The organism is Nostoc sp. PA-18-2419 (assembly GCF_005869855.1).
Taxonomy (GTDB): Bacteria; Cyanobacteriota; Cyanobacteriia; order Cyanobacteriales; family Nostocaceae; genus Nostoc.
This window is the reverse complement of record NZ_SZNH01000019.1, coordinates 25,635-46,010: the sequence shown is the minus strand read 5'-3', so window position 1 is coordinate 46,010 and position 20,376 is coordinate 25,635. Positions and strand designations below refer to the sequence as shown.

Genomic DNA, 20,376 nt, shown 5'->3' with positions numbered 1-20,376 from the left:
AAACCAGCCAGCGTCTTGCCATATCCCTATGAAGTCTATTGAAGTTTTTATTTCTTATCACCAAAAAGATGAAGAACTGCGCGAAGAGTTAGAGAAGCATTTAGCGACTTTGCTGCGGGAAAAACTTATTACTAGTTGGCACAAGCGCGAAATTATCGCTGGGCAAGAGTTTCAAGATGAAATTAATAAGTACCTTAAACGGGCTGGGCTAATTTTACTGTTGGTGAGTCCAGATTTTATTGCTTCAGACTATCACTGGACTGTTGAAGTTACACGAGCCTTAGAACAAAATGCCGCAGGTAAGGCTCGTGTGATTCCGGTATTGCTACGCCATGCAGATTGGGACAATCCTCCCATTGATAAATTGTCACCCCTGCCTAGTAATCGCAAACCGATAAAAAGCTGGACTGACCGAGATGAAGCATTCTTAGAAGTTGTCAAGGGAATTCGGCTTGAGGTGGCGCGATTAGTTGCTAGCTCGAATTACTCACCTCCCAAAGACAGTTCAGCAAACCAAAAGCCTCTTGCTCTCAAACCCGCAACAGATAATGCTCCATCTCAACCTAATAATCAAATTCAAACTGACCTAACGCTAGAACTCCCTCTGAGTATTGCTGAATTGACCTACGGTACAGAAAAGAAGATTGCACTGGAAGATGGCTCAATTACTGTGACTGTTCCATCTGGTTTTAGTCCTGGTAAGAAGCTGCGGATTCTAGGTAAAGGTAAACTTAACTCGATAACCAATCAACGAGGAGATTTGTATCTCAAGGTTGTTAGTGTTCAAAAGGTAGAGGTATCACTGGAGGCCTACCAGCAAAATTTGCGACGATACGAGCAAAAATTAATCGAAATCCTGCAATGGGAGTATCCACTTAGTAATCATAGCCGTGAAGGACTAAAGAATTATCAGCAGATGCTAAAACTCAGAAATGAGGATGTAACTCAGCTTGAGGAGCAAGTCACTCCACAAGAGCAAGAAAAGCGCCAAGATAAAGTCACAAGCCTGATAAACGAAGCGGATCGTTTGCGCGAAGCTAAAAAGTTCGAGGAAGCAGCCGTCAAGTACAAAGCAGCCCTCCGTCTTGACCCGAACTCTATAATCGCTCACAGTAACCTAGGGATTGCACTGAGAAGTCAAGGAAAGTTGGAACAAGCGATCGCCGCCTTCCAAAGAGCTTTGCAAATCGACCCAAACGATGCAGTGGCTAACTATAACCTGGGGATTGCACTGAGAAGTCAAGGGAAGTGGGAAGAAGTGATCGCCGCCTTCCAAAGAGCTTTGCAAATCGACCCAAACGATGCAAACGCCCACAATAACCTGGGGGATGCACTATACGAGCAAGGGAAGTTAGAAGAAGCGATCGCCGCCTTCCAAAGAGCTTTGCAAATCGACCCAAACTTTGCAATGGCTCACAATTGCATGGGGAATGCACTAATAAGTCAAGGGAAGTTGGAACAAGCGATCGCCGCCTACCAAAGAGCTTTGCAAATTAACCCAAACTTTGCAATCGCTCACTATTGCTTGGGGATTGCACTAATAAGTCAAGGGAAGTTGGAACAAGCGATCGCTGCCTGCCAAAGAGCTTTGCAAATCGACCCAAACTTTGCAGCCGCTCACAGTAATCTGGGGTTAGCGCTGTACAATCAAGGGAAGTTGGAACAAGCGATCGCCAGCTACCAAGAAGCCCTGCGCCTCGACCCAAACATTGCAGCTGCTCACAGTAATCTGGGGGTGGCGCTGGAAAAGCAAGGAAAGCTAGAAGAAGCGATTGCTGAACTAGAAATAGCTGTTCGCCTCGACCCTAGTAACACTGTGATTCGTAAAAACTTAGAGAATTATAAGTATAAGAAGAAGGGTTTTTGGGGAAGTTTATTTGGTTAGTAGAATATTCTCAGTCTGATTCAACTCAATGGTGTGCGATCGCCTGTTGCTGATGATGCGAGCGCTCGACCTCAAAGCTTCATCATTTGACTTCTGAACACAAAGCTTGCACTTTGGAACAGAAATTGTCGAGCAAAAAGAGCGATCGCTTTAACTCAAAACCTCATCATTTAACTTCTGAACACGAAGATTGTACCTCTGAACATCAACTGTTGAGTCAAAAGGGCGATCGCTTTACCTGTGAACATGAATTGTCGAGTAAAAAGAGCGATCGTTTCACCTGTGAACATGAACTGTTGAGTAAAAAGGGCGATCGTTTCACCTTTGATCCTGGAAGTTGCGGCTTTTATCCTTGCAGTTGCACCTGTGAACATGAATTGTCGAGTAAAAAGGGTGGCTGTTTGACCTTTTATCCTCGAAGTTGCGGCTTTTATCCTCACGATTCGAGTTCTGAACTCGGAAGTTGCACCTTTGAACATCAATTGTCGAGTTCAAAACGCAAAGGCGTGTCCCGTCACAGATAATTACTTTGTTTGTTTTGAGAATTCGTCAATAGCGATGCCTGCGCTAGGTTGCGCCAACGCCTGTTGTTGACGATGCGATGCCACAAACTTTGTAACCACCTTATAGTAGTTGTGAAAATATAAAAAGTACTTAGTCATTATCTTCAACTTAATATGAGCCCAGCAGATTTATTCCCAACATTGCACAACCTATCTCGTGCAGATAAACTCAAGGTGATGCAGTTTTTAGTTCAAGAACTAGCGACTGAAGAAGAAGCATTGTCCTTACAGCCAGGAGTCACTCATTATGTGTGGTCTCCGTATAATTCTTATGAAKCTGCTAACAAACTAGCTGCACTGCTAGAAGAAGACAAACAGGTAAACGATGCTTAATTTACAAAGATTTCCCTTTATTGAAAGTCGCGATCTATTCGGGGATATCGATGCGGTGCCAATATTACCTCTGACGTTAAGCTACAAAAATTCTGTCATCAACGTTTCAGGTTTGTTGGATACTGGAGCTAGTATTAATGTTTTACCTTACAGTGTAGGTATTCAGTTGGGGGCAGCTTGGGAAGAACTAACAACCTCAGTGCAACTGGCTGGAAACCTAGCACCAGTTGAAGCAAAAGGGTTAGTTGTATCTGCTCAAATAGCCAGTTTTGCACCAGTAAGATTGGTATTTGCTTGGAGTCTTACAGATGATGTGCCGTTACTTTTAGGACGGATGAATTTTTTTATAGAATTCGATGTCTGTTTTTATCGTTCGCAGATGACTTTTGAACTGTCTCCTAAGTCGTAAGATTGACAATTACGCGTAGGCATATACCGTCATAGACATCGCTTTGTTTGTTTTGATAATTGGTTAATAGCGATGCCTGGGTTGGGCTGTGCCAACGCCACTTTAGTAGTTGTCGAGACGCGGATAAGCACTACCATTAAAATTAAAGCCTCCAAAAAATTATGTTAGATGAAGCGAATCTCGAACAACGTTTAGTGACTCTTGAACAAACAGTAGCGGATCTCAAATATAGAGTCATCAATGCGCCTACCTCTAGTAATTGGCTGGAAAACGTTATTGGCTCAATCTCTGATGAACCAGCATTTTTGGAAGCTTTAGAATATGGGCGGTCATTGCGCCACGCTGACAAAATTCCAAACTTGAAAACACAGGATTGGACAGTGTAAATATATTTCATCAGCAATCATGAAACACCTTGAAGGTAAAGTTACATTAGTTACAGGCGCGACGCGGGGAATCGGTCGGGGAATTGCCATTGGCCTCGGTGAAGCAGGGGCAACTGTCTACATTACGGGTCGCAGTTTGCACAATTCCTATGCCAATGATGATATTTCCGGGACTCTAACTGAAACGCAATCAGCCGTTGAGCAAGTCGGTGGTGTATGCATTCCCGTCCAACTAGACCACAGCGACGATGAGCAGGTGCGTTTGCTCTTTAAGAGCATCCAAGACGAGCAAAATGGACGACTCGATTTGCTGGTAAATAATGCTTACTCAGGAGTTCAGGCCTTAAGAGACGCTTCTGGGCAGCCTTTTTGGGATAGTGAACCGAGTCTTTGGGATGCTTGCAACAATGTTGGTCTTCGCAGCCATTATGTAGCGAGTATTTTTGCTGCCCGAATGATGACTAAGCAAAAGTCTGGACTAATTTGCACTATTTCTTCTTGGGGGAGCATGTCTTATATCTTTAATGTAGGATACGGTGTTGGGAAAACAGCCTGCGATCGCCTAGCCGCTGATATGGCTGTTGAGTTAAAACCCTACAACGTCGCTTCGGTTTCAATTTGGCCGGGTATTGTTGGTACTGAGCTTTTTTCCCGTTTTGCTTCTGAGGCGAACCAAACAAATGCTAGCGATCGCAAAAACTCATTCTTGGGCGAACGCTACAACTGGGAAACTCCCTTATTCACCGGACGAGCGATCGCTCAACTCGCTGGCGAGCTAAATATCATGAATCGTACAGGACGCGTGCAAATTGTTGCCGAACTCGCGAACCAATATGGAATTGTCGATGAAAATGGCGATCGGCCTGCGTCGTTACGCTCTCTACGTTTTGTGCTGCCAGCTGCATTGCCTATACTGAGAAAGTATTCATCGCTCATACCCGATATTAAAGTGCCGTGGTCACTGCTATTATTGAATGCCCTAAGTTCGCCTAAAGTTTAACCGATACTAGGCAATGGGTAATTTATCTGATCAAGCGGATTAATATCTATCTAAATGTGTTTAATAAGTTTTTAAAACCTCAATTATCTGGCTATTAACTGTTTGTTTATTTGTTTATTAAACTTTTGATATATTGTGGTTAATTTTGTGTAAGAGTATAGCAATGTTTCCTTTCGTTGAGGAATGGTATTATCAGTAATACACCATCTACAATTTTCATCATTTTATTAATCAATTAATTTTGTTTGCAAAATTTGTTTACAGAGGTAATAAGATGGTAAAAATAATAACACGCAAATATTTAGGCAAACAAAATGTCTATGATATTGGGGTTGAGTGTGACCACAATTTTGCAATCAAAAATGGTTTAATAGCTTCTAATTGTTTCAATAAATCCCATTCAACTGCCTATGGCTATGTAACTTATCAAACAGCATATTTAAAAGCTAATTATCCATTGGAATATATGGCGGCGCTGTTGACAGCTAACAGCGGCGATACAGATAAGGTACAAAAATATATCACCAACTGTACAAATATGGGTATTCCCATAGATCCGCCAGATATTAATCGTTCTGGTGTTGATTTTACACCAACCGCAGGAAAGATTTTGTTTGGATTTTCGGCAGTGCGTAATGTGGGACAAAATGCGATCGCTTGTATTTTATCAGCGAGAAATGAGACAGGAGAGTTTAAATCCCTAGCTGATTTTTGCGATCGCGTCGATTTACGTGCAGTTAACCGCCGAACTTTAGAGTCACTCATTTACTGTGGAGCCTTTGATAAAATTGAAACTAACCGCCAACAGTTAATTCATGACCTTGAATTAGTATATGATTGGGCACAATCTCGCGCTAAAGATAGAGCCAGCGGTCAAGGGAATCTCTTTGATTTATTAGGTAATGGATTTTCTCAAAATCAAAATAAAAGAGTAAATAATGCCTTTGAAACTGCTCCTAAAGCTAAACCTGTGACGGATTTTCCTCCACAGAAAAAATTACAAATGGAGAAAGAACTACTAGGTTTTTACGTATCAGACCATCCACTGAAATCTTTACGGCAAATAGTACCACTTTTAACTCCAATTAATCTTTCACAACTTGGAGAACAAAGGGAAGATACACGACTTTGTGCAGTTGTAATGTTAAATAATGTCAAAAAAGTCGTTACTAAAAAAGGCGATCAAATGGCAATTTTGCAAATAGAAGACTTAACTACACAACTAGAAGCTGTAGTCTTTCCCAAAACCTACGAACGCATTACTTCCCTACTGCAAGTTGATACCAGATTAATTATTTGGGGAAAAGTAGATCGACGTGACGAGCAAACTCAATTTATTCTTGAAGATGCAGAACCAGTGGAAACAGTACAAATGGTAATGGTGGAGTTAAATCCCCAACAAGCAGTTAATATTGAAGAATTACACCGCTTGAAAAAAATTTTGCAAGAACATTCACCAGACAAAGAAAAAGCAAAAATGCCAGTAATTGGAGTTATCCAAACTGAAAATTCACGTAAGCTTGTTCGTTTAGGTTGGCAATTTTCCGTACAAGATTCTAGAATAACTGTTCAAGCCTTGCAAAATGCTAGTTTTCCTGCTCATATAAAATCTCTAACTAGTAACTGATGTTAAAAGTGAAAGGTGCAGCAGCACTGAAAGTAAATTAAAGATGAGTTTTCCTCAACTGTCAACAGTAGATTGCCTTAATTAGGTAGGGTTTTAATAGTTTTTTTAGTTACTTATGCGGATGAAATTTCTCTTAAGGAAGTGGTATCTTTTGATGCCATGAACCTTAAGGCTGCGACCGGGGGAAGGAGTTATAAATTGATGATTGTCAACGAGCTACATAAATTTGTTTCATACTGTAAAAGAACTCAACCCCAAACTCAGGAGGACATTCAAAAATTTTTTGAAGGGGTGCTGTTGTTTCCTTATGATAAAGAACTTCTGTTGCAGGCATATTTATTTTTAAATATCAAAGAATTATTTCCTTCATGCGCTGAATTGCTGTTATTTGAAAAATCGCCAATATCAGATTATACAGATTTAGGTAAGTGCGATTTTGTTTACCTGACGTTTAAAGGTAGTCTGTTTTTAATTGAAACTAAGTTTATTGATACAGAAGCAACAGGAGCGACAGAAAGAAAAAGAAGAAATAAACATAGAAATAAAGTATTTGAACAAGTTATTACCTTAAAAGGTCGATTTAGTGAATATTGGAATATCAGGCTAGACCAACTAGAATGCGGAGTTTTTACAACAGATCCCGAAGTTGCTTGGCGAGGAAATGGGGTAAATGTCACATCTAAATCTATATCTATAGATTATCTAGAAAAATGGCGAAGAACTTATCACACTGTTCAAAAAGGTTATGAAGTAAGCAAAATAGGAGTCCAAAAATTGAGTTAACTTTGTAATACCGATTAGTTCTTTGTACTTTATGTATTTAATTTTTCCGGAAACTTGAATCCTTTCTAATTTCCGAATATCACTTACCTTTTACCTACACCAAATAAACCCAAGCTAAATCTTATAATCAATAATTATTGACAGCGATCGCCATTTCGCTATCGCTGTCATCTTAATTGAGTTTATCTCAAATTTGAAGTTTGTAAGTTTCGCTTTTGCTCGGTGGATTTTTTGTTGAGTACTATACCTATAGCCGCAGATAGTAGTCCATACACATAGTTAGGCTCAGGTACTGATTGACTGGAGCTACTAAACCCATAATTATGCAAAATTTGCTGTCCTTTTGATGACAAAATATAATCTGCTAGTTTCTGTGCATTCGGATCAGCATTTTTAAGAACTGTTAAACCATATGGTGCTGCAACAGATAAATAATCTGGTAGCCTAACTATTTGTAGACTTGGAGCGATTTTTTTGGGATGCAATAGCACCAGTATAGTAACTCAAGAAAACATCTGCCTGCTGAGTAGTATCTAAGAAGTAAACTAAGTTATTCTGTCCTGATGGGACTATCGGTGAATTAGCTCCACCTGTTAATTGCAAAGCTTTACTATTGAGAGTATCAAAACTTCCAGGTCTTTTTAAATCAGCTTGAGTGAATATTTGTTGAGTGTAGTCACCAAGAGGATCAGCTATAGGTGTTGAAGTTCCTACCTTGATATTGGGATTTACTCAGTAATCTAACACCTGATTAGGTGTAATTTGTACTTAGAAATACTTGGAGGAAAAGACTGCAACGATTTGGTTTCGAGTAAATTCTATTGGTTGACTGCTCAATCCTTTAATGTAGAGTTTTTGTGGATTCCCAATATCTGCACTAGCAAAGACATCAGCAGTACGCTGTCCGACTTGGAGTTCTGTTTCAATTGCTTGCTCTCTAATTCCTGAAGGCCCAAAGACTGTATTCACTGTGTAGCCTGTTTCTTGAGTAAAGTCTTGACTGACTTCCGTTAGTGCATCTCTTAAACTTCCTGCCCCATATAAGTTGAAATCGGCGGCAAAAGCCTGATTTGGTATTAGAGTACCGAAGGCACAAGCTACTAAAGAACTTACCAAAAAATATTCTTTCATCTGTTTACTAAAGCCTTGAAGTTATTAGGTATTTTTAACTCAAACTTTGTATTACCAACTAATTTGGTAGAAATAAAATATTTTCTCTAAATCGGAGTTTTTGCCAAACAACAAAGCTTTAGTCATTGTCCAACTATAAGCAATCTTGACCCGGAAAACATGTCAGATTAATTGAATAAGTACCAAACGTCTGACAGGAAAACCAAAAAAATGAGAATTTTGGCTGCTGCTGCTGTGCTAGCTTCTTCTTGGCTAATATTTGGGGTTATAGCTTCTAAGCCGATCGCCGCTAGTTCTCTTATCGGACAAAATATCACACCATTTCCTACACCAACAAGCCTGAAAAAGATTACTGTTAGTAACGCTGAGTTTGGGTTGAAGAGAGTTGACGCCAAAGGTAACGTTACCATTTTTCAAACAACAACAGTGCCACTCCAGCAAGGAAACGCCTACGGTTGGCGAATTAAACTCCAAGATTACCAAGGTGAAGTTAAATGGCGTGAAGTCTTGCGGTTACCAAAACCTCCAGAAACTTGGGGTACAGATAGTGGTGAAGATTTCTCAATCTCAGCAGACGGTACTACATCTGTAACGCGGCGTACACAGTCTGCTMCTAACGGCGTAATTGAGAATTTTTGGACGATCGCTCCTGGCGATCCAGTTGGTAAGTATAAAATAGAGGTCTATGTTGCTGACCGTTTAATTAGTACCTTCGAGTTTGAAGTTATTTCAGTCAAGCAGATATAGAAGGGACTAGCAACTAGGAATTGGGAAAATTTCTTCCCAATATAATACTCAGTCCCCTCGCTCGTGTCAGGAGTATCTTAAAGATAGAAGTTTGATTTTCGTTGGGTGGCGATCGTGAATACAGAAGAATTCTTGCGATTGATTGAGAAACAGCGCCCATGTCCTCAGACATTGCCAAAAGCGCTGCAAGCAATGTGGTATGACAACAAAGGTAATTGGAGTAAAGCTCATGAAATAGTTCAAGATGCTAGTGATGCTGATAGTGCTTGGGTTCATGCTTACCTGCACCGTAAAGAGGGCGATTTAAACAACGCCCGTTACTGGTATCGACGCAGTGGCCAGATAGAATTTCTAGGAGGGCTAAATCAGGAATGGGAACAAATAACTTCTGTATTGTTAAAAAAGGTGAATGTGATGCATGGATGCTGAGGAATTGAAAAGGCGTTATGCCGCAGGGGAGAGATATTTTCCAGCCATTAACTTAATTAGGGACAAGCTGATTGGAGCTTACTTACCTGGAATTAATTTATGGGGATCTGACTTAAGTGGAGCTAATCTCGCTAAAGCCAAACTCTGGGGAGCAGATTTGAGTAGAGCTAACTTAGCCAAGGCGAACTTGACTAGAGCTAATTTGAGCGGTGTCAAACTTAATGAAGCGAATCTTCGAGGAGCCAAACTCAAATATGCCAAATTGTATGGAGCGAATTTAACTGGCGCTTACTACGATGAAAGTACCCGTTTTTCTAAAGGTTTTGACCCCATTAGTCAAAATATGCAGAAGGTATGAAGGGCAATGGGTTGAGTGCGGTTTCCGTTTGAGTAAGATACAGAAAAACGCAGATATCTGTAGGTAGCACAGCTGTGCTACCGTATTTACCTAATTCAAATAAGAATTGTTATATACATCGCTATATACTTATTTTTAAGGTTCGTCTAAGTTGTGCGAAACTCTCTATTAATTACAAGATTGACTTAAGTTTTTATGCCCACAATTGCAATTGTCTACTTCTCAGGTGCAGGACATACTCATCTTATGGCCCAAGCTATTGCTGAAGGTGCAAGTAAAGTTGAAGATATCACTGTTAATCTGCTGCGAATTGAGGGAGAGCAGATTATCAATGGTCGTTGGAAGAATGATTCGATGATGGCAACCCTCAATCAAGCGGATGCGATTGTTTTCGGTTCTCCTACCTATATGGGTGGTGTAGCGGCTCAGTTCAAGGCTTTTATTGATACTGGTAGCGAAGTTTGGTTCCGACATGGGTGGAAAGACAAAATTGCTGGGGGCTTCACTCACTCAAGCTCTCCCAGTGGCGACAAGCAAAGTACGCTCTTGTACTTAGCCACCAACGCCGCCCAGCATGGCATGATTTGGGTAAACGTTGGCGACTTGCAAAGCTTTCTGTCTGGGAAAGATGATGGGGTTAATCGACTAGGAGGATTTTTAGGTGTTATGGGTCAAAGCCAACTCGATATGAGTGGCAAAGAACCAGTACTAGATTCGGGTGACTATCTCACTTCACAACGCTTTGGACAACGTATTGCAGAAGCTACTAAACGTTGGGTTAATTAGCTTTTATAGTTCACTTATTAACCAAAAGTGTTAACTTTTATAATTGGGAATGATATCGAGTACCTCTTTCCTAAAGTAAAAAAGGCTTATATTATAAGCCTTTTTAATTAAAACTATTTTGCTTTATGGGAATATAAAATGCGTTGGCGTACTTTCAAAACGGTACCTGAAATACCAAAAACTAATATTGCCAAAGTATAAGTTGGTTCAGGAACTCCAATGATGCTTACTTGATTAATMGCCAAACCAAATTGGGGAAGAGAACTACTAAAAACTACTCGTGAGATATTAGGAGTATCACTACGAATCCCCAAGAACACTGCCGAATTATCTAATGCTAGTGACGAAGTAGTGACTCTAGAAAAAGTACCTAACAAATTATTGGCACTATCAAAAGCACTGATAAAAGTTTCATATTCTAAATTACCAACGTCTACAGCTATCTGAGTACCAACGCCAAAAACAGGCTGGTCAAAACTGATAGTAAAAGGCTTTCCATTACCTAGAGTATTAGGAGCGGGAGTACCAGGAGGAGGAGGTTGAAAACCTGTTGGGTCAATGCCTCCAAACAGGATATAATCGCCTGATGCGAAGTTAGTCCGAATACCATTAGGTAAAGTTTGAAAGACAAATGGTGGCGTAATTTGAGGATTATTACTTGGAGTTATATTTACATTTAATCCCAAACCACCTTGGGATGTTGTAGAAAAAGAGTTAGGTAAAAAAACAGAAAAATCAGGAGTGACGGGATTGAATACTTTACCTAAACTCAGCCAATTAACTTCATCATTACCTCCAAAAGCAGCCCGTTGAGCGACAAAAGATGTTGCAGCTTTAACTGGTAAGGAAAAAACTGTAATTAATGCTGTAATTGCTGGTAAATATTTGATTGATAATTTGAATAATCGATGTGTCATAAATACCACAAGGGTTACTCCTCAAGTTTTGAAATAAAATGCATAAAATAATATTGTCTATAACTTAGACTTGTTCTTTAAGATACATAAAATACCTTGTTCTAATAATTAATTTATTTTACAGATAATATTGAAAATATTTAAGTTTTGTATAAAAAGAAAAATAAATACAATTAAATAAGTTTGTAAAACTATCAATTTGATATTGAGAAAGTGCTAGCCAGTGCTTTGACAAAAAACTAGAAAAAGCTTTATTTTCTGTTAGTCCGCCTGTGCGGACTATCCTACAGGAAGGCTTTGCCTACGTTTGTGTAGTAGCAAATTGTATTGCATCAATACTTTTCAAACATCCTCTAAAAAGTAATTAATACTTCTTCAATTCTTCATTTCCTATTTCCTACAAGCAAGTTTTATTCAGCGCATTTATTAATCAAGTGTGTTAAAGCATTAATTAAGCGATCGCTTTCCATTGGTAAAATTTCTTTACCATGCATAATCTCTTGAGCAATCACTAAATGTACTATAGATCCCATCAATACCCATACCATTGCCTCTGGATCAGGAATATTAAGTTCTAAGCGAGAAGCCAAATATTGACTGATAATCTCACTTCCTGGTTTAGCAATACAGCGGAAGAGAATCTGAGCTAACTCAGGAAAACGAGCAGATTCCCCAATTATTACTCGCTGAAATGCTTGAAATTCTTTGTCTTCTAGCATTTGTGTCAATGCTTTAGCTAATAACTGCCGTAATACAATATTGGGTTCTCCTTCTAAAGTTTGTGCGCCAAAAATTGACTCAAACCGTTTTCTTGCTAACTGCTCTATCAAAGCTTTAAAAAGTCCTTCTTTATCTTGAAAATGGCTGTAAATTGTTGCTTTAGAAACACCTGCTGCTACCGCTACTCTATCCATACTTGCGCCAGTGTAGCCGTGTGCTAAAAACTCTTGCTTTGACCCTTGTAAAATTTTTTCGATTTTATCGCTTGAATTTTCTCGCTCAATTTCACTAGCTTTTATACGTGTCATTTCTAACGAGCCTCTGCGGTTAAGTACTATTAAACTAATTAAACTTAAACTAAAAATATCTTTTTTCTCTGAAAGGATATTTGGAAAGTATTGTCTGAAACACCAAAAGCCTCAGAACCTAATCCCGATTAAATTTGACCTTAGCCCGAATTTAATTGGGTAGCGAGTTGCGTACAAGGGAATGGGGGTTTCAAAGCCTTTCAAAAGCAGGAGAGAGGAATGGAAGTGAGGTTTCGAGTATATATTTTGACTTTTTAAACATGCTATAAGAAAGACTATTATTTTCAAACAATTTGGCAAGGTATGAAGGATTAAATAGAACAAAGTAGAGCGGTGTAAATATTTGTTGTTGGCATAACGCAGGAGGCCGGAGGCACGAGGGACGATGAAAAAGGGTTTTAGCTTAGTTCACTTTTCTTTACTTAGTTTGATTTTTTGTGCCAACTTACTAAATATTTTTAATCGAGCCTTTAGTTTAGAACAAATTAATGGAAGTTTAGATCCGCGATATTGACTAAACTGTACCGTTTAGTTTAGTATTTTAGAACTAGACGGTTTAGTTTTGTTGACCGCTGGTAAGAGGGGGCGGTATGGAGCCAAATTTACAGCTAGAAGAATCACGGTCTTCCCAGAATATTTTTCGCTTGCCTGTACTGTTAACAATAATTGCATCTTTAGTTATAGGTGGACTAGGTTTTTATCTGGTGCAAAGGTCTCAAGGCAGAGTAAGCAACGAGCAACAAACCTCAGCAGCCATGAAGCCAGTAGTAAAAACAGTCACAGCATTGGGACGGCTAGAACCAAAGGGACAGGTAATAAAACTGTCTGCGCCTACCTCCAATGAAGGAAATCGGGTTGAACAACTATTGGTTAACGAGGGGGATAAGGTCAGATTTGGGCAAGTAGTTGCGATTATGGATAGTCGCGATCGCTTACAAGCAACTTTACGTGAAGCACAAAAACAAGTCTTAGTAGCCAGATCCCGTCTTGCCCAAGTGAAAGCGGGAGCAAAACAGGGAGAAATCGGGGCACGACAGGCTGATGTAATCCGTCTGCAAGCAGAATTAGAAGGAAATATTAGAACTCAGCAAGCCACAATTAATCGCTTAGAAGCGGAACTAAAAGGGCAAAAACAGCAGTTACAAGCAACAGTAACTCGCATAGCAGCCGAGAAAAGTAATGCTCAAGCTGACGCCCAACGCTACGAGACTTTATATAAACAAGGGGCAATTTCCAATCAAGAAGTTGACAACAGACGCTTGAGTGCAGCAACTACCACTCAGCAGTTAATTGAAAGTCAGGCTACACAGACAACAACTATCGCTACCCTTGACCAGCAAATTAACCAAGCAAAAGCTAACCGAGACAGAACTATCGCTACTCTAAAACAGCAAATTAACGAAGCACAAGCCACCCTTAACCAAACTACTGAAGTGCGTCCAACAGATGTAGCACTCGCCCAAGCAGAAGTAGAAAGCGCTCAAGCCACTGTTGATAAAATTAAAACACAACTGGCGCAAGTATATGTTCGAGTTCCTAAACCCGGTCAAATTTTAGAGATTAATACACGGGCTGGAGAAACAGTAGGTAATGATGGAATTGTGGATTTCGGTCAAACTGACCAAATGTATGTAGTGGCAGAAGTCTACCAAAGTGATATCCACAAAGTGCGTCCCGGACAGCTGGTGCGGGTAACCAGTGATTCCCTTCCCCAAGAATTATTGGGAAGGGTGGATTGGATTGGGATGCAAATCAAGCGGCAGAACATCGTCAACGCCGATCCTTCTAGCAATATCGATGCCAGAGTAGTAGAAGTCCATGTGCAACTGAATCGCATATCCAGCATTAAAGCTTCTAGCTTCACTAATCTGCAAGTCAAGGCGATGATTGAATTGTGAAATTAGTCATTGGTCATTAGTCATTGTCTCTCTTGTCTGCCCATCTCCCCACTCCCCACTTCGTAATTATGGGATTGATCAAACAACTACGACGGCGAACACCTCTAGGATGGCTGCAACTGAGTCATGAGAAAGGGCGTTTTTTAGTAGCATTATCAGGCATTGCTTTTGCTGATATTCTGATATTCATGCAACTAGGGTTTCAAAATGCTCTGTTTGACAGTAATACTAGGTTACATACCAGTATGCAGGGAGACATTATGTTACTCAGTCCCCAGGCACGTAACCTAGCTAATATGTCTACCTTTCCTCGGCGGCGACTGTACCAAGCAATGGATATACCGGGGGTAAAGTCAGCAGAACCAATGTATCTTAGCTTTATCGATTGGAAGAATCCCCAAACACACCAGCATACAGCAGTATTAGTTATGGGGTTCAATCCCGATCGCCAAATGCTAGACTTGCCGGAAGTTAACCGTAACTTAGAGGCGATTAAGCTACCGGACACTGTGTTGTTCGACAGTGCTTCTAGGGGAGATTATACAGAGGCGATCGCCCAAGTTGAACAAGGTAAACCAGTCACAACCGAAATAGAACGACGAACAATTACTATTAGTGGCTTATTCAAAGTTGGGGCTTCTTTTATTGCTGACGGTAGTCTAATTACTAGCGATCAGAACTATTTACGACTATTTCCCGGACAACAGGCAAGCAGTGTCAGTCTAGGCTTGATTCAACTACAACCAGGCTATGAGCCAAAACAAGTAGCAAAAAACTTAAAATCATACTTAGGCGATGATACTAAAGTCCTTACCAAAGAGGAATTTATCGCTTTTGAGAAAGACTATTGGCAGAAAAACACTCCCATAGGTTTTATTTTTAGCTTGGGTGCAATGATGGGGTTTTTGGTAGGAGTAATTATCGTTTATCAAGTCCTGTCTACTGATGTAAACGCCCATACAAAAGAATATGCCACATTCAAAGCAATGGGGTATCGCAATTTTTACTTACTAGGGGTGGTATTTGAAGAGGCAGTAATTCTGGCAGTACTAGGTTTTATTCCAGGTGCAATCGTGCCCTTGGGACTTTACCACCTAACTCGGAATGCGACAAATTTACCTGTATATATGACTTTAGCGCGAGCCTTAACAGTACTAATGCTGACTATGATTATGTGTATGATTTCTGGAGCGATCGCCACTCGCAAATTACAATCTGCCGACCCCGCAGATATGTTTTAAAAATTGCCATTAGTCATTAGTCATTGGTCATTTGCAAAGCAAAAATGACAAAGGACGAGCCTCAAGAGTATATCGAGCTATTTATGACTAGTCAACTCGTTATTTCTGTTAAAAATCTCGACCACCACTTTGGTCGCGGTCAGCTTCGCAAACAAGTTCTTTTTGATATCAACTTAGAAATTAATAGCGGCGAAATTATTATTATGACAGGGCCATCTGGTTCTGGTAAAACTACACTGCTAACCTTGGTAGGTGGATTGCGTTCTGCTCAATCTGGTAGTTTGCAGATTTTAGGACAAGAACTTTGTGGCGCTAAGGCAGCACAACTCACCCAGGCGCGACGCACTAACGGTTATATTTTCCAAGCGCACAATCTCCACGGTAGCCTGACAGCACTCCAGAACGTCAAAATGGGCTTGGAAGTACACAAGAATATTTCCCCATCAGAAATGAAAACGCGGTCAGCTCAGATGTTAGGGGAGGTAGGATTAGAAGATCGCCTAAATTACTATCCTGATGACTTATCGGGGGGACAAAAACAAAGAGTAGCGATCGCTCGGGCGTTGGTCAGTCATCCAAAAATTGTCTTAGCGGATGAACCTACCGCCGCCCTTGACAGTAAATCGGGACGAGATGTAGTTAACCTGATGCAAAAATTGGCAAAAGAACAAGGCTGTACAATTCTTTTAGTTACTCATGATAACCGCATTTTAGATATTGCGGATCGCATTGTCCACATGGAAGATGGCAAGCTAGTAAACGATCGTGTTGCTGTTTCAGTAACTTAAATATACTAGTAATTTTTACTCAGCATAGGCTAAACGTCCTGCTACCGCTAACAGCAATCACAACTTTTTGAAACTAAGTTAGCTAAATATTTGTAGTTGGGATAAGCGAAGAGGGTTTTAGTCTAATTTATCATTAGTTAATACTGAGGCAAGGTGAGCAGGACGAGATAAGTGTGGGCAGTGTCCTCCAGGTAGTTCTATGGCCTCAACTCCCAAACGCTTGCGTGCAGCGTAGCGTGACCATGCAGGAGAGATTATTAGGTCATCAGTACAAAAAATATATTTACACTCTACATTTGGTAAAGCTTTCAGGGGATTGACTTCAAAAATATATGCCATTGATTGTTGCAAATGTCTTTTTGAGAGTGCCCAGCGCATTACATCCGGTTGACAATCTTGATAGAAAAATTGCCTCAATACTGCTTCATCTGAAAAGTTTTTTCCAGCAGAAACCGGATTAAACATATAAAGTTCATCATTGAATTGTTCGAGTTGACGTGAGTCTTTTGGTTCATAATTTAATGATTTGCGGCTATCAGCATCGAGATGATGAGAAAATTGCTCAACTGTAGTGGTTCCTGGGTATGGAATAAGCGCAGTCAGGAATACCAGTTGACGTACTTGATGCGCTTGGGCAACAAGTGGAATAACGGTACCAGCCATTGAGTGACCAACCAGCACAATATCATCATCAGTTTTTGGAAGCACTTGAAGTACTACATCTGCAAACTGTGATAAACTTGCAGATGCATCTTCAATTGGCAAATCCATTGCTACTGCTTTGTGACCTTGTGCTTCTAAGTAAGGAATTAACAAATCCCAGCACCAAGCGCCTTGAAAGGCGCCGTGAACTAGACAAAAAAGACTCATAATGATTTAGGTAAGTTTTCTAACTTGGATTTTTCTTCTACTTTACATCTTGCACTATTGTCAAAATAATTCGTAATTATTATCTCTGTAACTATGGCTATAAATAATTTTTAGTTTAAAAACAATAGACCTATTGCAAAAGTCCTCTAACACCCCACTACCAAACCCTAATAGCTTGCTCTTAGGGGAGAGTTTGATGTAAGTAAAAGGCTCTTTAAGGTTCTTTTTTGATTTATACAAGAAGTCTAATAAATAATTTAAATTGTCAGCTAAATATGATTAAACTTTACCTGGTTGGGAAAATATAAATACTTATATCTACTTAATTTATCTTTGATTGTTGGCGCTGTTACAATCCGTAATTTTAAAAACGTTTACTATACCCCAAGTACTTCTATAAAACAAAAGTAGTTTAATATGAACACAAATCTCTGATTCAGTAGAGAGTTTTGTTGTCCTATCTGGCTAATTCGCCTTATTTAAGTAAAATCTCAAAAATTTCCAATTTTGTTAAAGATTTTGCAGCGTTTGACCAACAATATCTAAATTTTGAATTGTGACTTTTTCTTCAAATTGTTATTTTTTGGGTGCCACTAGTTAAGAGGTAATCTATGGTGCGAAACTCAAAGCTAGGGTACACAACGTCCCCTAAGTCTGTTCTGCGTCCATCTGTCGCTATAGGTATAATTGCATCTTTATTGGTTGGCACGATAAGTTTTTATACAGTAAAACTCTGGCAAAATTCCGCCACTCAAGAAGCACAAGTGCCAGTAAAACAATTGCCACAGTTAAAAACAGTAACAGCCTTAGGAAGAATCGAACCACAGGGGGAAGTAATTAAACTATCTGCTGGGGTGTCTGGGGAAGGAAGTCGAGTAGAAAAGTTGTTGGTGAAGGAGGGCGATAGGGTAAAAGCAGGACAAGTAATTGCAATTTTGAGCAGCCACGATCGCTTAGAAGCAGCATTAAAAGAGGCGCAGTCGCAGGTAATAGTAGCCCAAGCCAACTTTAACCGTACCCAAGCAGGTGCTAAACCCGGTGAAATTACTGCCCAAAAAGCTGCGATCGCCCGCTTAAAAGCAGAACGCCTTGGCGATATTGATACCCAAGCAGCGACAATTGCCAAATTCCAGGCCGAAGTCGATAACGCCCAAGTAGAAGACGAACGCTATGAGCAACTATCTCAACAAGGAGCAATTTCTGCCTCCCAACGGGACAGCAAACATTTAAATTTAAAGACAGCCAAAAAAAATTTACAACAAGCCCAAGCACAGTTAAATCGCACCCAATTAACTAGCCAGCAACAAATCAAAGAAGCCACAGCAACACTTGACCAAATCAGCGAAGTCCGAGGAGTGGATTTAGCAGCTGTCCAAGCAGAAGTCAATCGTGCCCTAGCAGCCATGAATCTAGCGAAAGTTAATCTCAAACAAGCTGAAGTGCGATCGCCCCAAAATGGACAGATATTCAAGATCCACACTTATCCGGGCGAATTAATATCAAATGATGGCATAGCTGAGATTGGGCAAACCAGCCAGATGTACGTCATCGCCGAAGTTTATGAAAGCGATATTGACAAAGTGCATTCAGGGCAAAAAGTACAAATCTTTGGCGATTTCCTACCCATTGAATTAGAAGGAATCGTAGATCGTAAAGGCTTGCAAGTGCAGCGGCAAAATGTCATTGACACCGATCCTGCTAGCAATATCGACAGCAGAGTTGTAGAAGTCCACATCAGACTAGATCGAGCCTTTAACCAAAAAGCTGCCAACCTAACCAATATGCAAGTTAAAGCAGTAATTGAAATTAGTCATTAGTCATTAGTCATTGGTCATTGGTCATTAATTATTTTCCCCTAGCTCCCCACCTCCCCACCTCCCCATCTTCCCCACCTCTCCCACCTCCCCACCTCCCCAGTTCCAAGTCCCCATCTCGCCACTCTAAACTATGGGATTGATTGAACAATTGCGACGCAGAACTCCTTTAGGATGGCTGCAACTGAGTCATGAAAAAAGTCGTTTGTTGGTGGCATTATTAGGTATTGCCTTTGCAGATTTGCTTATGTTCATGCAGCTGGGCTTTCAGACAGCGCTGTATGACAGTAATACTAAACTACACCGCAGTTTGCAAGCAGACATTGTTTTAATTAGTCCCCAAGCCCGTAATTTACCAAGCTTGTCTACCTTTTCTCGGCGACGACTTTATCAAGCAATGGATATACCAGGTGTGAAGTCGGCCCAAGCGATGTATCTCAACAACACAATCTGGAAAAATCCTCTAACACACCGTGAGACGGGGGTGTTAGTTATTGGCTTTAACCCAGACAAGCCAGCGTTTGATTTAGCGGATGTTAATCAACAATTGCAAGCAATCAAGCTGCCGGGTGCGGTCTTGTTCGACCGTGGTGCTAGAGGAGATTATCAAAAAGCGATCGCCCAAATTGAAGAAGGTAAAATCGTGACTGCGGAAATAGAACGCCGCACAATTATCATTAGTGGTTTATTCCAAGTCGGGGCTTCCTTTGGCGCTGAAGGTAACTTGATTACTAGCGATCAAAATTTTTTACGGCTATTTTCTGGGCGACAGTCCAGCAGTATCAGTCTAGGTTTGATTCAAATAAAACCAGGCTATGACTCCAAAAAAGTGGCAGCAATGCTCAAAGCCTACCTGAGAAATGATGTCAAAGTCCTAACCCACGCACAATTTATTGAATTTGAAAATAACTTTTGGAGAACAAATTCCCCAATTGGGTTTATTTTCAATCTGGGTGTATCAATGGGGTTTGTGGTAGGCGTAATCATTGTCTATCAAGTCCTCTCTACCGACGTTAATGCCCACGTTCGGGAATACGCCACCTTCAAAGCAATGGGATACCGCAATTACTATCTGCTAGGCGTGGTGTTTGAAGAGTCTTTGATATTGGCAGCATTGGGCTTCTTTCCCGGATTGGCAGTATCCTTAGCACTTTACCAACTGACTCGCACAGCTACAAACTTGCCCATGTACATAACCCTGATTCGGGCGTTACAGGTATTAGTGCTGACAATAATTATGTGTGCAATTTCCGGTGCGATCGCCACCCGCAAACTCCAAGCCACTGACCCGGCTGATATGTTTTAAATAATGGGGACTGGGGACTATTTTCCTAATACCCGTACCCAATCTTCAATCTCTAATTCTGGATAGCCAATCCTCAC

The 20,376-nt window shown here is 40.5% G+C and carries 21 protein-coding genes and 1 pseudogene; 16 read left to right on the top strand and 6 right to left on the bottom strand.

Annotation, left to right across the window (positions count from 1 at the left end):
- Window positions 1-28 precede the first annotated feature (28 nt).
- A complete protein-coding gene (locus tag FCR06_RS19435; RefSeq protein ID WP_138502595.1) occupies window positions 29-1,885 on the top strand; it encodes a tetratricopeptide repeat protein in 1,857 nt (618 codons plus the stop codon).
- 170 nt (window positions 1,886-2,055) lie between these two features.
- Here FCR06_RS19435 and FCR06_RS19430 read toward each other — a convergent pair whose 3' ends face one another.
- Window positions 2,056-2,325 (bottom strand): hypothetical protein, encoded by a 270-nt coding sequence (locus tag FCR06_RS19430; protein ID WP_138502593.1) that lies wholly within the window; start codon window positions 2,323-2,325, stop codon window positions 2,056-2,058.
- Between the two features lie 237 nt (window positions 2,326-2,562).
- Between FCR06_RS19430 and FCR06_RS19425 the strand changes: the two genes are divergently transcribed.
- The 6 genes from FCR06_RS19425 to FCR06_RS19400 all read left to right on the top strand — a co-directional run bounded on the left by FCR06_RS19425 (window position 2,563) and on the right by FCR06_RS19400 (window position 6,986).
- Entirely contained in the window at window positions 2,563-2,781 is a 219-nt protein-coding gene (locus FCR06_RS19425) for a hypothetical protein (protein ID WP_138502591.1), read from the top strand.
- Entirely contained in the window at window positions 2,774-3,190 is a 417-nt protein-coding gene (locus tag FCR06_RS19420; RefSeq protein ID WP_138502590.1) for a retroviral-like aspartic protease, read from the top strand. The genes FCR06_RS19425 and FCR06_RS19420 overlap by 8 nt, the downstream gene beginning before the upstream one ends.
- 161 nt (window positions 3,191-3,351) lie before the next feature.
- The gene (locus FCR06_RS19415; RefSeq protein WP_138502588.1) at window positions 3,352-3,576 is read left to right on the top strand and encodes a transferase hexapeptide repeat containing protein; all 225 of its coding nucleotides are present in this window, start codon (window positions 3,352-3,354) and stop codon (window positions 3,574-3,576) included.
- Between the two features lie 19 nt (window positions 3,577-3,595).
- Window positions 3,596-4,576, top strand: a complete 981-nt coding sequence (locus FCR06_RS19410) for an SDR family NAD(P)-dependent oxidoreductase (RefSeq protein ID WP_138502586.1) — start codon at window positions 3,596-3,598, stop codon at window positions 4,574-4,576.
- 274 nt (window positions 4,577-4,850) lie between these two features.
- Window positions 4,851-6,203, top strand: coding sequence for an OB-fold nucleic acid binding domain-containing protein (locus FCR06_RS19405; RefSeq protein WP_138502584.1), 1,353 nt, complete (start codon window positions 4,851-4,853; stop codon window positions 6,201-6,203).
- 201 nt (window positions 6,204-6,404) lie between these two features.
- Complete coding sequence (locus FCR06_RS19400) at window positions 6,405-6,986, top strand: hypothetical protein (protein ID WP_138502764.1); 582 nt, start codon at window positions 6,405-6,407, stop codon at window positions 6,984-6,986.
- A gap of 182 nt (window positions 6,987-7,168) precedes the next feature.
- On the opposite strand, the gene FCR06_RS34305 is transcribed toward FCR06_RS19400, so the two are convergent.
- Window positions 7,169-7,477, bottom strand: a complete 309-nt coding sequence (locus tag FCR06_RS34305) for a substrate-binding domain-containing protein (protein WP_262984687.1) — start codon at window positions 7,475-7,477, stop codon at window positions 7,169-7,171.
- Window positions 7,431-8,117 (bottom strand): annotated as a pseudogene (locus FCR06_RS19395) (substrate-binding domain-containing protein). The gene FCR06_RS34305 and the pseudogene FCR06_RS19395 overlap by 47 nt, the downstream one beginning before the upstream one ends.
- A gap of 210 nt (window positions 8,118-8,327) precedes the next feature.
- Between FCR06_RS19395 and FCR06_RS19390 the strand changes: the two are divergent.
- From FCR06_RS19390 to FCR06_RS19375, 4 genes are all read left to right on the top strand, one after another.
- Window positions 8,328-8,864 (top strand): lipocalin family protein, encoded by a 537-nt coding sequence (locus FCR06_RS19390; RefSeq protein WP_138502582.1) that lies wholly within the window; start codon window positions 8,328-8,330, stop codon window positions 8,862-8,864.
- 114 nt (window positions 8,865-8,978) lie between these two features.
- Window positions 8,979-9,293: a hypothetical protein gene (locus tag FCR06_RS19385; protein ID WP_189523491.1), complete on the top strand. Its 315-nt coding sequence runs from the start codon at window positions 8,979-8,981 to the stop codon at window positions 9,291-9,293.
- Window positions 9,283-9,651, top strand: coding sequence for a pentapeptide repeat-containing protein (locus tag FCR06_RS19380; protein WP_138502580.1), 369 nt, complete (start codon window positions 9,283-9,285; stop codon window positions 9,649-9,651). Before FCR06_RS19385 ends, FCR06_RS19380 begins: the two co-directional genes overlap by 11 nt.
- Before the next feature lie 195 nt (window positions 9,652-9,846).
- Window positions 9,847-10,437, top strand: a complete 591-nt coding sequence (locus tag FCR06_RS19375) for a flavodoxin family protein (RefSeq protein WP_138502578.1) — start codon at window positions 9,847-9,849, stop codon at window positions 10,435-10,437.
- Between the two features lie 113 nt (window positions 10,438-10,550).
- On the opposite strand, the gene FCR06_RS19370 is transcribed toward FCR06_RS19375, so the two are convergent.
- Window positions 10,551-11,354 carry a hypothetical protein gene (locus FCR06_RS19370; RefSeq protein ID WP_223280201.1) on the bottom strand — a complete coding sequence of 268 codons (804 nt, stop codon included), beginning with the start codon at window positions 11,352-11,354 and terminating at the stop codon, window positions 10,551-10,553.
- A gap of 410 nt (window positions 11,355-11,764) precedes the next feature.
- Window positions 11,765-12,382: a TetR/AcrR family transcriptional regulator gene (locus tag FCR06_RS19365; RefSeq protein WP_138502574.1), complete on the bottom strand. Its 618-nt coding sequence runs from the start codon at window positions 12,380-12,382 to the stop codon at window positions 11,765-11,767.
- Window positions 12,383-12,972: 590 nt separating this feature from the next.
- Here FCR06_RS19365 and FCR06_RS19360 point away from each other — a divergent pair.
- The 3 genes from FCR06_RS19360 (at window position 12,973) to FCR06_RS19350 (ending at window position 16,309) form a co-directional block, all read left to right on the top strand.
- Window positions 12,973-14,280 carry an HlyD family efflux transporter periplasmic adaptor subunit gene (locus FCR06_RS19360; protein WP_138502572.1) on the top strand — a complete coding sequence of 436 codons (1,308 nt, stop codon included), beginning with the start codon at window positions 12,973-12,975 and terminating at the stop codon, window positions 14,278-14,280.
- A 65-nt stretch (window positions 14,281-14,345) separates the two neighbouring features.
- Window positions 14,346-15,521: an ABC transporter permease DevC gene (gene devC / locus FCR06_RS19355; RefSeq protein WP_138502760.1), complete on the top strand. Its 1,176-nt coding sequence runs from the start codon at window positions 14,346-14,348 to the stop codon at window positions 15,519-15,521.
- A gap of 83 nt (window positions 15,522-15,604) precedes the next feature.
- Window positions 15,605-16,309 (top strand): DevA family ABC transporter ATP-binding protein, encoded by a 705-nt coding sequence (locus FCR06_RS19350; RefSeq protein ID WP_138502758.1) that lies wholly within the window; start codon window positions 15,605-15,607, stop codon window positions 16,307-16,309.
- Window positions 16,310-16,426: 117 nt separating this feature from the next.
- On the opposite strand, the gene FCR06_RS19345 is transcribed toward FCR06_RS19350, so the two are convergent.
- Window positions 16,427-17,179: an alpha/beta fold hydrolase gene (locus tag FCR06_RS19345; protein WP_138502570.1), complete on the bottom strand. Its 753-nt coding sequence runs from the start codon at window positions 17,177-17,179 to the stop codon at window positions 16,427-16,429.
- 614 nt (window positions 17,180-17,793) lie between these two features.
- On the opposite strand from FCR06_RS19345, the gene FCR06_RS19340 reads away from it, so the two are divergent.
- Complete coding sequence (locus FCR06_RS19340) at window positions 17,794-18,996, top strand: ABC exporter membrane fusion protein (RefSeq protein ID WP_138502756.1); 1,203 nt, start codon at window positions 17,794-17,796, stop codon at window positions 18,994-18,996.
- Window positions 18,997-19,126: 130 nt separating this feature from the next.
- Window positions 19,127-20,299, top strand: a complete 1,173-nt coding sequence (devC, locus tag FCR06_RS19335) for an ABC transporter permease DevC (protein ID WP_138502568.1) — start codon at window positions 19,127-19,129, stop codon at window positions 20,297-20,299.
- Window positions 20,300-20,376: the final 77 nt, after the last annotated feature.

Excerpts from the sequence above, each read along its gene's own strand:
- FCR06_RS19350 (WP_138502758.1), top strand. The coding sequence starts at position 15,605 with ATGACTAGTCAACTCGTTATTTCTGTTAAAAATCTCGACCACCACTTT.
- FCR06_RS19410 (WP_138502586.1), top strand. The coding sequence starts at position 3,596 with ATGAAACACCTTGAAGGTAAAGTTACATTAGTTACAGGCGCGACGCGG.
- FCR06_RS19345 (WP_138502570.1), bottom strand. The coding sequence starts at position 17,179 with ATGAGTCTTTTTTGTCTAGTTCACGGCGCCTTTCAAGGCGCTTGGTGC.
- FCR06_RS19415 (WP_138502588.1), top strand. The coding sequence starts at position 3,352 with ATGTTAGATGAAGCGAATCTCGAACAACGTTTAGTGACTCTTGAACAA.
- FCR06_RS19420 (WP_138502590.1), top strand. The coding sequence starts at position 2,774 with ATGCTTAATTTACAAAGATTTCCCTTTATTGAAAGTCGCGATCTATTC.
- FCR06_RS19400 (WP_138502764.1), top strand. The coding sequence starts at position 6,405 with ATGATTGTCAACGAGCTACATAAATTTGTTTCATACTGTAAAAGAACT.
- FCR06_RS19365 (WP_138502574.1), bottom strand. The coding sequence starts at position 12,382 with ATGACACGTATAAAAGCTAGTGAAATTGAGCGAGAAAATTCAAGCGAT.
- FCR06_RS19405 (WP_138502584.1), top strand. The coding sequence starts at position 4,851 with ATGGTAAAAATAATAACACGCAAATATTTAGGCAAACAAAATGTCTAT.
- FCR06_RS19375 (WP_138502578.1), top strand. The coding sequence starts at position 9,847 with ATGCCCACAATTGCAATTGTCTACTTCTCAGGTGCAGGACATACTCAT.
- FCR06_RS19380 (WP_138502580.1), top strand. The coding sequence starts at position 9,283 with ATGGATGCTGAGGAATTGAAAAGGCGTTATGCCGCAGGGGAGAGATAT.
- devC (WP_138502568.1), top strand. The coding sequence starts at position 19,127 with ATGGGATTGATTGAACAATTGCGACGCAGAACTCCTTTAGGATGGCTG.
- FCR06_RS19435 (WP_138502595.1), top strand. The coding sequence starts at position 29 with ATGAAGTCTATTGAAGTTTTTATTTCTTATCACCAAAAAGATGAAGAA.
- FCR06_RS19360 (WP_138502572.1), top strand. The coding sequence starts at position 12,973 with ATGGAGCCAAATTTACAGCTAGAAGAATCACGGTCTTCCCAGAATATT.